Annotated in this window: 11 protein-coding genes; 6 read left to right on the forward strand and 5 right to left on the reverse strand. The window is 62.7% G+C overall.

Annotated elements, in window-relative coordinates; all coding sequences use genetic code 11:
• From corA to RFM41_RS13745, 4 genes are all read left to right on the forward strand, one after another.
• Positions 1-1,095: a magnesium/cobalt transporter CorA gene (gene corA / locus RFM41_RS13730; RefSeq protein ID WP_320248957.1), complete on the forward strand. Its 1,095-nt coding sequence runs from the start codon at positions 1-3 to the stop codon at positions 1,093-1,095.
• Between the two features lie 269 nt (positions 1,096-1,364).
• Positions 1,365-1,634 carry a 30S ribosomal protein S15 gene (gene rpsO / locus RFM41_RS13735; RefSeq protein WP_027165894.1) on the forward strand — a complete coding sequence of 90 codons (270 nt, stop codon included), beginning with the start codon at positions 1,365-1,367 and terminating at the stop codon, positions 1,632-1,634.
• Positions 1,635-2,013: 379 nt separating this feature from the next.
• Positions 2,014-4,164, forward strand: coding sequence for a polyribonucleotide nucleotidyltransferase (gene pnp, locus RFM41_RS13740; RefSeq protein ID WP_320248952.1), 2,151 nt, complete (start codon positions 2,014-2,016; stop codon positions 4,162-4,164).
• 71 nt (positions 4,165-4,235) lie between these two features.
• On the forward strand, positions 4,236-5,243 hold the full coding sequence (locus RFM41_RS13745; RefSeq protein ID WP_320248950.1) for a class I SAM-dependent methyltransferase: 1,008 nt from the start codon (positions 4,236-4,238) through the stop codon (positions 5,241-5,243).
• 128 nt (positions 5,244-5,371) lie between these two features.
• Here the strand turns inward: RFM41_RS13745 and RFM41_RS13750 are convergent, their stop codons facing one another.
• The 4 genes from RFM41_RS13750 to fabA form a co-directional block, all read right to left on the reverse strand.
• Positions 5,372-6,922 carry a putative bifunctional diguanylate cyclase/phosphodiesterase gene (locus RFM41_RS13750; RefSeq protein ID WP_320248948.1) on the reverse strand — a complete coding sequence of 517 codons (1,551 nt, stop codon included), beginning with the start codon at positions 6,920-6,922 and terminating at the stop codon, positions 5,372-5,374.
• A 102-nt stretch (positions 6,923-7,024) separates the two neighbouring features.
• Positions 7,025-7,837 carry an enoyl-ACP reductase FabI gene (fabI, locus tag RFM41_RS13755; RefSeq protein ID WP_320248947.1) on the reverse strand — a complete coding sequence of 271 codons (813 nt, stop codon included), beginning with the start codon at positions 7,835-7,837 and terminating at the stop codon, positions 7,025-7,027.
• A gap of 31 nt (positions 7,838-7,868) precedes the next feature.
• Positions 7,869-9,089 (reverse strand): beta-ketoacyl-ACP synthase I, encoded by a 1,221-nt coding sequence (gene fabB / locus RFM41_RS13760; RefSeq protein ID WP_320248946.1) that lies wholly within the window; start codon positions 9,087-9,089, stop codon positions 7,869-7,871.
• Between the two features lie 115 nt (positions 9,090-9,204).
• Positions 9,205-9,720, reverse strand: coding sequence for a 3-hydroxyacyl-[acyl-carrier-protein] dehydratase FabA (fabA, locus tag RFM41_RS13765; protein ID WP_040985924.1), 516 nt, complete (start codon positions 9,718-9,720; stop codon positions 9,205-9,207).
• Positions 9,721-9,967: 247 nt separating this feature from the next.
• Here fabA and irrA point away from each other — a divergent pair, with 247 nt between their 5' ends.
• Entirely contained in the window at positions 9,968-10,399 is a 432-nt protein-coding gene (gene irrA / locus RFM41_RS13770; RefSeq protein ID WP_040985923.1) for an iron response transcriptional regulator IrrA, read from the forward strand.
• 10 nt (positions 10,400-10,409) lie between these two features.
• Positions 10,410-10,796: a DUF4260 domain-containing protein gene (locus RFM41_RS13775; RefSeq protein WP_320248939.1), complete on the forward strand. Its 387-nt coding sequence runs from the start codon at positions 10,410-10,412 to the stop codon at positions 10,794-10,796.
• On the opposite strand, the gene RFM41_RS13780 is transcribed toward RFM41_RS13775, so the two are convergent.
• Positions 10,786-11,343, reverse strand: coding sequence for an SH3 domain-containing protein (locus RFM41_RS13780; RefSeq protein ID WP_320248937.1), 558 nt, complete (start codon positions 11,341-11,343; stop codon positions 10,786-10,788). The two genes, RFM41_RS13775 and RFM41_RS13780, sit on opposite strands and share 11 nt — an antisense overlap.
• Positions 11,344-11,449: the final 106 nt, after the last annotated feature.

Consider the following 11,449-nt stretch of genomic DNA (forward strand, 5'->3'; position numbering starts at 1 on the left):
ATGGCCAAGACTGATACGGGCAAGAAAAGGGCGCCGCTGAAGAGCCGCCGACCACCGGTCGGGGCGTCGCCCGGCACGCTCATCGCCGATCCGGCGGCGCACCGCAGCGAGCTTCGGCTGACGCTGATCTCGCCCCGGAAATACGAAACCATCGACAATGCCTCGATCGACGATCTCAACACCCATTGCGAGAATTGGCCTGTCGTCTGGCTGGATTGCACAGGGCTCGCCAATATCCCGCTGATCGAGGAGATCGGCCGCATCTTCAACCTGCACCCGTTGGCGCTGGAGGATGTCGTCAACACGGGACAGCGGCCCAAGGTCGATTTCTACGAGGATCATGCCTTCGTCGTCATGCGCATGATCGACGATGTCACCTCGCATCGCTACGAGCAGATCGCGCTGTTTTTCGGCAAGAATTTCGTCGTCACGTTCCAGGAGCGCGAGGGCGATCCTTTCGACCCGGTGCGCAAGCGCATCGCGGGCGTGATGCCGAACAGGCTGCGCTCGCGCGGCGCCGACTACCTCGCCTATGCGCTGATCGATGCCATCGTCGACAGCTACTTCCCGCCGATCGAGGCGGCGAGTGAAACGGTGGACGGCATCGAGGACGAGATGCTGAACAAGCCGCACAAGCATCAGATGCGGCAGCTGCATGAACTCCGGCGCGACGCCGGCGTGCTGAAAGGCGTTCTGTGGCCGATGCGCGACGCGCTGGCGACGCTGATCCGCAATGACGTGCCCTTCGTGAAGGCCGAGACCAAGATCTTCTTCAACGACACGCTCGATCATTCGCTGCGCCTGATCGAATTGGTCGAGAACCAGCGCGACATGCTCACCGGCCTGATCGAGATGCATGTCTCGCTGACCCAGGCCCACACCAACGACGTCATTTCCTATCTGACCATCGTCTCGGTGATCTTCATGCCGCTGACCTTCCTGGTCGGCGTCTGGGGCATGAATTTCGATACGGGAAGCTCGCCCTGGAACATGCCCGAGCTGAAAGCCTATTATGGCTATCCCGCCTCGCTCATGTTCATGGCGATCATTGCGGTCGGTCTGATCGCGTTCTTCAAATGGAAAAAGTGGCTCTAAAAAGCATGTCTCCCGAAAGTGGGGACCGGTTCGGGATAGAGACATGTGGAGCGAATCTGAAGATCGCGACGCGCTCCAGCCTTTGAATTCGCCTGTTTTCGCAACCAGAACCTGCGACAAGCCGGCTTGACAATTGGGCTGGTGTTTTTTCCGGAATTGCACTATATGCGCCGCAGCTTCGCGCCCTGACGCGTCGCTTGCACTGGCCCCTGCTGGACGACATCCCGGCTGTGGGCGTCCCGTTTCCTCCAACAGATAAGGAAAGCACGATGTCGATCACTGCCGATCGCAAGAAGGAATTGATGACTGAATTCGCAACCGCCAAGGGCGACACCGGATCTCCGGAAGTCCAGGTTGCCATCCTTTCCGAGCGCATCAAGAACCTGACCGAGCACTTCAAGGACCACAAGAAGGATAACCATTCCCGCCGTGGTCTGCTTGCTCTGGTCTCCCAGCGCCGCAGCCTGCTTGACTACCTCAAGCGCAAGGATGACGCGCGCTACCAGACGCTGATCGACAAGCTCGGTCTGCGTCGCTGACGAATTGACCGGCGGGCCCTCGAAGAGGGCCCGCCGGTCGCGCATTGGCGCATCGGATGGTCCGGTGCGATAATGCCCGGGCGCGACGCGCTCTTGAAATTCGCATTCGCGCAGGGCGCGTTCCGGAAACAGTGGTTTCCGGCGTCATGCGCAAAGCCGGCCGATCGATCGGCCAAACCCGGTTCCGGACGCGCAGAGGGCCATTCGGAGCCGCCCATGGACGGTCATGGGGCAGGATTGCAGGATGCTCGCTCGGCTGAAGCCGGATTTGATCGAGCACCCCGTTGTCTTGCCCGTGGCTGCCCGAAGGAAGCCAGGAAAGGAAGAAACCCGTGACCGTTAGGACGGCGCGGCCCTTTCCGCACATGAAGGACAAGACATGTTCAATCAACACAAAGTGGAAATCGAATGGGGCGGCCGTCCGCTCATCCTGGAGACGGGCAAGATCGCGCGCCAGGCTGACGGCGCGGTGCTCGCCACCTATGGCGAGACCGTCGTTCTTGCCACCGTCGTTTCGATGAAGGAGCCGAAGCCCGGCCTCGATTTCTTCCCGCTTACCGTCAACTACCAGGAAAAGACCTATGCCGCCGGCAAGATCCCGGGCGGCTACTTCAAGCGCGAGGGTCGTCCGAGCGAGAAGGAAACGCTGGTTTCCCGCCTGATCGACCGCCCGATCCGCCCGCTTTTCGCCGACGGCTACAAGAACGACACCCAGATCGTCGTCACCGTCGTCCAGCATGATCTCGAGAACGATCCGGACATCCTGTCGATCGTCGCCACCTCCGCTGCGCTGACGCTTTCGGGCGTGCCCTTCATGGGCCCGATCGGCGGCGCCCGCGTCGGCTACATCAACGGCGAATATGTGCTCAACCCGCACATCGACGAGATGCAGGAATCCAAGCTCGACCTCGTCGTCGCCGGCACCGGCGATGCCGTGCTCATGGTCGAATCCGAGGCCAAGGAGCTCTCCGAGGACCTAATGCTCGGCGCCGTCATGTTCGGCCACAAGAGCTTCCAGCCGGTGATCGAAGCGATCATCAAGCTGGCCGAGGTCGCCGCCAAGGAGCCGCGCGACTTCACCGCTCCGGACTATTCCGAGCTCGAAGGCGAGATGCTGAAGGTCGTCGGCGACGAGCTTCGCGACGCCTACAAGATCATCGACAAGCAGTCGCGCTATGCCGCGGTCGACGCCGTCAAGGCGAAGGTCAAGGCCGCGTTCGCTCCGGCCGAGGGCGAGGAAGCCAAGCACACCTCCGAGCAGATCGGCAGCGTCTTCAAGGAGCTCCAGGCCAAGGTCGTGCGCTGGAACATCCTCGACACCGGCTCGCGCATCGACGGCCGCGATCTCAAGACCGTGCGCAAGATCGTCTCCGAAGTCGGCGTCCTGCCGCGCACCCATGGTTCGGCGCTGTTCACCCGCGGCGAGACCCAGGCGCTGGTCGTTGCCACGCTGGGCACCGGCGAGGACGAGCAGTTCGTCGATTCGCTGACCGGCATGTACAAGGAGAAGTTCCTTCTCCACTACAACTTCCCGCCCTACTCCGTTGGTGAGACCGGCCGAATGGGCTCGCCGGGCCGTCGCGAGATCGGCCATGGCAAGCTTGCCTGGCGCGCCATCCATCCGATGCTGCCCAATGCCGAGCAGTTCCCCTACACGCTGCGCGTCGTCTCGGAGATCACCGAGTCCAACGGCTCGTCCTCGATGGCGACCGTCTGCGGCACCTCGCTGGCGCTGATGGATGCCGGCGTGCCGATCGCCAAGCCCGTGGCCGGCATCGCCATGGGCCTGATCAAGGAAGGCGAGCGTTTCGCCGTGCTCTCCGACATCCTGGGCGACGAGGATCATCTCGGCGACATGGACTTCAAGGTCGCTGGCACCGCCAATGGCGTCACCTCGCTGCAGATGGACATCAAGATCGATGGCATCACCGAGGAGATCATGGGCATCGCGCTGGCCCAGGCCAAGGACGGCCGCCTGCATATCCTGGGTGAAATGGCGCATGCGCTCTCCGGCGCCCGCGCCGAGCTCGGCGAGTTCGCGCCGCGCATCGAGGTCATGCACATCCCGACCGACAAGATCCGCGACGTCATCGGCTCCGGCGGCAAGGTGATCCGCGAGATCGTCGAGAAGACCGGCGCCAAGATCAACATCGAGGACGACGGCACGGTCAAGATCGCTTCGGCGAACGCCAAGGAGATCGAGGCGGCGAAGAAGTGGATCCACACCATCGTCGCCGAGCCGGAAGTCGGCGAGATCTACGAAGGCACCGTCGTCAAGACGGCCGACTTCGGCGCGTTCGTCAACTTCTTCGGCCCGCGCGACGGTCTCGTCCACATCTCGCAGCTCGCCAATGAGCGCGTCGCCAAGACCTCCGACGTCGTCAAGGAAGGCGACAAGGTTTGGGTCAAGCTGATGGGCTTCGACGAGCGCGGCAAGGTCCGCCTGTCGATGAAGGTCGTCGACCAGGCGACCGGCAAGGAAATCGTCCAGGAAAAGAAGAAGGCCGAAGGCGAGGAAGACGCCGCCTGATCGGGCCTGACCGATAGAATTGAGACGGGCGTGCCGTAAGGTGCGCCCGTTTTGTTTGAGGGCTGGAGTAGATGGTCGCGGAGCCGCTGAAAACGCTCTTTTACCCCTTCGAGGCCGAGGCGTTGCCTTTGCCGCGAAAGGATGCCCGTGTGCTTTTTCTCGGCGCCGAGCCCGGTTTCCGTCTGCCCGCAGGCTTCGACACGGCGCTGCATCTCGTGCAGGGGTTCAGGCCGCATTTTCGCGCTTTGCAGGCCTCCGGTCATACGGTCATGCCGCGGGCGGAAGGCGAGGGCTACGATATCGCTCTCGTGCTCGCCGGCCGGCATCGCGGGCAAAATGAGTTACACATCGCCGAAGCGGTCGAGCGCACCGCTCCGGGCGCGCCTGTCGTCGTTGCCGGCAGCAAGGACGACGGCATCGACAGCTTGCGAAAGCGGATCGACGCGCTGGCGCCGCTCGAAGGCCATCTGCCGAAGCATCACGGCGTTGCTTTCTGGTTCCGGCGGGCCGGCACGCAGGCGGCCGCGACGCTGCGCGCCGGCAACCCCGATCTTGTCGTCGAAGGCGGCTTCAGGACCAAGCCCGGCATGTTCAGCTTTGACCGGATCGATGTCGGTTCGAAGCTGCTAGCCGCGAACCTGCCTGACGATCTCAAGGGCAATGTCGCCGATTTCTGCGCCGGCTGGGGTTATCTGGCGGCGGAGGTCTTGCAGCGCTCGCAGTGTCTCTCGGCGCTCGATCTCTACGAAGCGGATTTCGAAGCCCTGGAAGCTGCCAGGCTGAATGTCCATGGCGCCATCGAGCCGCGCTTCTTCTGGACCGATCTGCTCACGGAGGCGGTCGAACGGCGCTACGATGCAATTGTCATGAATCCGCCTTTCCACAGCGGCCGCGCCGCCGAGCCGGGCATCGGAGCCGGCATGATCCGTGCCGCGTCGAAGGCGCTGAAACCGGGCGGGCGCCTGTTCATGGTCGCCAACCGCCAGCTTCCTTACGAAGAGATGCTCTCGGCGGCCTTTGCCAGCCATGCCGAGATAACCCGCGACGATATGTTCAAGGTGTTTTCGGCGCGACGCTAAAGCATGATCCCGAAAAGTGGGAACCGGTTTTCGGAAAAGATCTCACTCCAACAAGGAGTTAGATTGGGGTGACGATTCAACGAAACGTCATCCTGATCTAAAGCAAATCCAGGAAAAAGCGAGGCGCTTTACTGCACGCTGACGATGCGGGCCGGTTCATGCATGCCGAAGGCGGGCCGGGCTTCACCGAGCTCGATCTTGAGCGGCGCCGGCCGGCCGAACAGATAGCCCTGCACCACCTCGCAGCCGGCCGCCCGGAGCAGCGTGGCCTGGTTCTCGGTCTCCACGCCCTCGGCGATGATGCCGACGCCCAGCGCCCGTGACAGGCCGACAATGGTCGAAACGATTGCGCCGGAGCTGGAGTCGGTATCGATGCGGCTGACGAAGGAACGGTCGATCTTCAGCTTGCCGAAGGAGAAATCGATCAGGTAGCTCAAATTGGAATAGCCCGTGCCGAAATCGTCGACGGCGACCGAGATACCCATCTCGGCAAGCTGCTCCAGGATCGTCGCGGCGCGGTCGCGGTCCTGCATCATCGCCGTCTCGGTGACCTCGAGCTCCAGCCGCGACGGCTTGATGCCGGTCGATTCCATCACTTCGCGCACGATGCCGACGAAATCCCTGGTCATGAACTGGACCGGCGAGATGTTGACGGCCACGAAGCAGTCCTGCGGCAGGTGTCGGGCGTCGCTGCAGGCCTTGCGCAGCACCCACTCGCCGATCGGATTGATCATGCCTGTCTCTTCGGCGATCGGAATGAACTCCATCGGCGGGATCATGCCGCGCTCCGGGTGCTTCCAGCGGATCAGCGCCTCATAGCCGACGATGCGGCCGCTCGGCAGGTTGAGCTGCGGCTGGTAGTGAAGGCTGAAGTCGCCGCGGTCGAAGGCGGTCTTCAGCTCCGACTCGATCCACTGCCGATAGTCTGCCACGCGGCCCATATCGGCATGGAAGACGGACCAGTTGCCGATGCCGCTGGCACGTGCGTTCTGCAGCGCCAGGTTCGAGCGGCGCAGGATAAGCACCGGGTCGACGCCGTCCTTCGGCATCGCCACGATGCCGACCGACAGGCTGACCGACTGCAGGTGGCTCTGCAGCTGGTAGGGCTCCATCATCTCGTTGATGAGCTTCTCGATGAGCCGCTCGATCGAGCCCCTGATCTCGCAATCCGGCAAAAGCACGCCGAATTCGCCGGCGCCGATGCGCCCGATCACCGCGTTCTTCGGCATGTTCTCCTTCAGCCTGCTGGTGAAGGCACGGATCAGCTCGTCGCCCTGGCTGTAGCCGATGGCGTCGTTGATCTGCTTGAAGCGGTCGATATCGATGTCGATCAGGAACACCGGCTCGCCGGTTCGGATCGTCGCCGAGGCGGCCTCGGCTATCTTGCCGACCATGGCCTGGCGGGCCAGCAGGCCGGTCAGCTTGTCGAAATGGGTTTCCTTGACGACATAGGCTACCGATTCATCGACGCCCGCGAAGAACGACAGCGCGGCGCCGCCGGCGGCTAAAGCGCAGAGCGCTGCGATGACGCCGGCCATCGTTTCGGCCGGCATGCCGGCCATGCCGCCGAAGCCGAACCGCAGCCCCCATAGCCCAAGGATGAAACTGCCCATGCCGGAGCTGGCGATGGTGATCAGCCGGAACAGCGGAGTCCGTTTCGGATTGCTGACTGCAGGCATGCACGGTCCCTAGATTGCGGGGCCTTATAGCGGATATCTCCTTAAAATGAGTTTCCGCCGATGCATGCAATTTTACTGGAACGCTACTATTGCGGCCACAAACTATTCGGGCGTACCGTCGTTCTGCTTCAGTTCCTCCAGTGCCGGCATCGAAACGATGTGATAGCCGGAATCCACATAATGGATTTCGCCGGTGACGCCCGACGACAGATCGGAGAGCAGGTAAAGCGCCGAGCCGCCGACTTCGTCGATGGTCACGGTGCGCCGCAAAGGCGAATTGCGTTGCTGGTAGGAGAACATGTGGCGGGCGTCGGACACGCCGGAGCCGGCCAGCGTCCGCACCGGCCCGGCCGAGATGCCGTTCACCCTGATGCCGCGCGGGCCGTAGTCGTTGGCGAGATAGCGCACGCTGGCTTCCAGCCCGGCCTTGGCGACGCCCATGACGTTGTAGTTCGGCATCACCCTGACCGAGCCGGCATAGGTGAGCGTGATCATCGAGCCGCCCTTGCCCATCAGCGCGGCGGCGTTGCGGGCGATTTCGGTGAAGGAATAGCAGGAGATCACCATGGTGCGGACGAAATTGTCGCGGCTGGTGTCCGCATAGAGGCCCTTCAGCTCGTTCTTGTCGGAAAAGCCGATGGCGTGCACCACGAAGTCCAGCCCGCCCCAGGCCTTGCCGAGGGTGTCGAAGGTCGCGGTGACCGAGGCGCTGTCCTCGACATCGCAAGGCACGATCAGCGAGGCTCCCACCTTCTCGGCAAGCGGCTTGACGCGCCGCCCGAAGGCATCGCCCTGGTAGGTGAAGGCGAGCTCCGCCCCATGTTCCGACAGCTTCTTGGCGATGCCCCAGGCAATCGAATGGTCGTTGGCGACACCCATGACAAGCCCGCGCTTGCCCTTCATCAACCCTTCCATGCCTTGGCAATCCTTATGAAAAACGCTGGTCTTATGCGGAATAGCGCTGGAAAATCAGCGTTGCATTGGTGCCGCCAAACCCGAAGGAGTTGGACAGGACGGTGTCGATCTTGGCGCTGTCGATACGCTTGCGCACGATCGGCATACCCTCGAATTCCGGATCGAGCTCCTCGATATGGGCGCTCTCGCCGATGAAGCCGCCCTGCATCATCAGGATCGAATAGATCGATTCCTGTACGCCGGCCGCTCCCAGCGAATGGCCGGTGAGCGACTTGGTCGAGGTGATGTAAGGCATCTTGTCGCCGAACACCTCGCGAATGGCGCCCATTTCCTTGGAATCGCCGACCGGCGTCGAGGTGCCGTGGGTGTTGATATAGTCGACCGGCGATGACACCGTGGAAAGTGCCTGCCGCATGCAGCGGATAGCGCCTTCGCCCGAAGGAGCGACCATGTCATAGCCGTCGGACGTCGCGCCGTAGCCGACAATCTCGGCGTAGATCTTGGCGCCGCGCGCCTTGGCGTGCTCCAGTTCCTCCAGCACCAGCACACCGGCGCCGCCGGCGATGACGAAGCCGTCGCGGTTGACGTCGTAGGCGCGCGAAGCGGCCGACGCATTGTCGTTGAACTTCGACGACATGGCGCCCATGGCGTCGAACAGGTCCGACATGGTCCAGTCGAGATCCTCGTGGCCGCCGGCGAACATCATGTCCTGCTTGCCCCATTGGATGAGCTCATAGGCATTGCCTATGCAATGCGCGGAGGTCGAACAGGCCGACGAGATCGAATAGTTGACGCCGTGGATCTTGAACCATGTGGCCAGGGTGGCGGACGCGGTCGACGACATGGCTTTCGGCACGGCGAACGGGCCGATGCGCTTGGGACTGTTGTTCTTGATCGTGGTTTCGGCCGCTTCGACGATGGTGCGGGTCGAAGGCCCGCCGGAGCCCATCACGATGCCGGTCCGGTCATTGGTGATGTCGCTTTCGCTTAAGCCTGCATCGGCGATCGCCTGGTCCATGGCGACGTGGTTCCAGGCAGCGCCTTGGCTCAGGAAGCGCATGGCGCGGCGGTCGATCATTGGCGTGGGGTCGAGCGTCGGCGCGCCCCAGACCTGGCAGCGGAAGCCGTGTTCGGCGAAGGAATTGGAAAAGCTGATGCCGGATTTGGCATCGTAAAGCGAGCTCTGCACCTCGTTGGCATTGTTGCCGATCGACGACACAATGCCGAGCCCTGTCACTACGACCCGTCTCATTCGCAACTCCTTCCGGCGTATTCAGGCAAAAAACCTAGCCGGTTTTCACCTGTGATCATACGCAAATAAACTGACGTGGCGTCCATTGGCTACGCGACGCCGTGGCGAAAAACGGTCAGGCGGCCGACTGCTTGGACAGACCGACCTTCAGATCCGTAGCCGCGTATATGGGTTCGCCGTCCGCCTTGAGCCAGCCATCGGCGATGCCGAGCACCAGACGGCCCCGCATCACGCGCTTGAAGTCGACGCCGTATTCGACCTTCTTCACCGACGGCGTCACCATGCCCTTGAACTTCACCTCGCCGGTCGACAGCGCCATGCCCTTGCCGGGCTCGCCCAGCCAGCCCAGGTAGAAGCCGGTCAGCTGCCACATGGCGTCGAGGCCGAGGCAGCCCGGCATGATCGGGTTGCCGATGAAGTGGCAGGCGAAGAACCACAGATCCGGCTTGATGTCGAATTCGGCGCGGATGAAGCCCTTGTCGAAGGCGCCGCCGGTCTCGCTGATCTCGGTGATGCGGTCGAACATCAGCATCGGCGGGTAGGGCAGCTGCGCATTGCCCGGCCCGAACAGGTCGCCGCGGGCGCAGGCAAGCAGTTCCTCGTAATCGTAGCTGGACTTTTGATCCGCCATCAAATTTCCGTCCCCGTGTTCTTCGCGGGCGGCAGGGCGCCCTTGTCGTTGGTTTCCTAACACACTCTGTTTGCGGCCGGAAACCGGCGTTTGCGCTTAACCCGTGCGCCTGCCCGGGTCAATGCGCGCTATTGATCGCATTCGGACTACAGAATATATGTCGATTGATGTCCGGTTTTGGCTTTTGACGTCTTTTTGCCACTCTGGACCTGTTGATGGGCTGGGCAACAAGCGTCGAAGCGAAGAGATGGATTCGGGCTACCGGAAGGAAAATGTCGCTGTGGACAAGCGGGTTCGCGAAGCCGGCCTGAGGCCGACGCGCCAGCGCATTGCGTTGGCCGATCTGCTTTTCGCCAAGGGCGACCGCCACCTTTCGGCCGAGGAACTGCACGAGGAGGCAATCGCCGCCGGCGTGCCGGTTTCGCTGGCGACGGTCTACAACGCGCTTCACCAGTTCACCCAGGCCGGCCTGCTACGGATCCTGGCGGTCGAAGGCTCGAAAACCTATTTCGACACCAATACGTCCGATCACCACCACTTCTACATCGAAGGCGAGAACCGCATTTTCGATATCGAGAGCGGACCGGTGACCGTCTCCAACCTGCCGGCGCCGCCGGAAGGCATGGAGATCGCCAATGTCGACATCGTGGTGAGACTGCGTCCCAAACGCTGCGATTGATCCGTCTTCAATGCGCCCGGTCGACCTGATTGTCCGGTTTGAATGGGTCACCGTCGCCGCGTTGGCTATCGTTTGCTACGCGGTGTTCGGCTTTTCCTGGTGGCTGTTTGCACTGCTCATCCTTGCGCCGGACCTGTCGATGCTGGGCTACCTCGCCGGGCCGCGCGTCGGCGCCGTCACCTACAACGCCTTGCATATCCTGATTGCCCCGCTCGTCCTTCTGCTCGCGGGCGCGTTGCTCGCCGGCCCGATCACGACCGCCGTGGCGCTCATCTGGATCGCGCACATCGCCATCGACCGTGCCCTCGGCTACGGCCTCAAGCTGCCCACCGGTTTTCAGGATACCCATCTCGGCCGCATCGGCCGCGACCGCAAGGCCCGCGAACTCAGTTCTTGAACTTCTCGCCGGGATAAGCGCCCCACACCTGCGACTGCGCCATCCAGCCTGTATGGCCGTCGAAGGTCATCTCGCACCATTGGCCGTCGCATTTCTTGATCGAGCCGATCACGCCCGGCTCGATGATTGCGATCACGCCGGCATCCTTGTCGGGCTCGTTGAGCAGGTTGATTCGCCCGCCCTTGCCGCGCTGCCAGGGCGCGACGATCGCGGTGCGGCGGCCGGAGAGCAGCGACTGGTTGATCCAGCCCTCCGATCCGTCGGCATCGCGCACCCGGCGCCAGGTGTCGAATTCCTGGATGACCTCCATCGGCAGGCCCGCCTTCATGTACATCCAGTTGACGGAATAATTGGCGCCGGGGCCGACGCGCGAATTGACGCGGGCAGGCTTCAGGCTGACGAAGCGCGGCAACGGCAGGCCGCTCGGCCCGAGCGTTATGGTTTGGGCGGGTGCTGCCGCGCTTTGCGCCAAAGCCTGCGGCGCGCAGAGCAGGGCGCCGAGAATGGCTGCGCTGAGAGCCAGGCGAAGCGACGCGAAACCAGACACTTTCGTTCCTTTCGGCGCCGGTCCGTCGGGATGAGCGCCCCTTTTTCTTTGTCTTCGGCGACACCGCTTGTTACAGGAGTGGGCTGATGCCGCGACTGGCTATAAG

The organism is Mesorhizobium vachelliae (assembly GCF_033977325.1).
In the GTDB taxonomy this organism is placed as follows: Bacteria; Pseudomonadota; Alphaproteobacteria; order Rhizobiales; family Rhizobiaceae; genus Mesorhizobium; species Mesorhizobium vachelliae.

Bases quoted from the DNA above. Each gene is read 5' to 3' on its own strand.
- RFM41_RS13745 (WP_320248950.1), top strand. From the start codon at position 4,236: ATGGTCGCGGAGCCGCTGAAAACGCTCTTTTACCCCTTCGAGGCCGAG.
- fabA (WP_040985924.1), bottom strand. From the start codon at position 9,720: ATGGCGGATCAAAAGTCCAGCTACGATTACGAGGAACTGCTTGCCTGC.
- corA (WP_320248957.1), top strand. From the start codon at position 1: ATGGCCAAGACTGATACGGGCAAGAAAAGGGCGCCGCTGAAGAGCCGC.
- fabB (WP_320248946.1), bottom strand. From the start codon at position 9,089: ATGAGACGGGTCGTAGTGACAGGGCTCGGCATTGTGTCGTCGATCGGC.
- fabI (WP_320248947.1), bottom strand. From the start codon at position 7,837: ATGGAAGGGTTGATGAAGGGCAAGCGCGGGCTTGTCATGGGTGTCGCC.
- irrA (WP_040985923.1), top strand. From the start codon at position 9,968: ATGGATTCGGGCTACCGGAAGGAAAATGTCGCTGTGGACAAGCGGGTT.
- rpsO (WP_027165894.1), top strand. From the start codon at position 1,365: ATGTCGATCACTGCCGATCGCAAGAAGGAATTGATGACTGAATTCGCA.
- pnp (WP_320248952.1), top strand. From the start codon at position 2,014: ATGTTCAATCAACACAAAGTGGAAATCGAATGGGGCGGCCGTCCGCTC.
- RFM41_RS13775 (WP_320248939.1), top strand. From the start codon at position 10,410: ATGCGCCCGGTCGACCTGATTGTCCGGTTTGAATGGGTCACCGTCGCC.
- RFM41_RS13750 (WP_320248948.1), bottom strand. From the start codon at position 6,922: ATGCCTGCAGTCAGCAATCCGAAACGGACTCCGCTGTTCCGGCTGATC.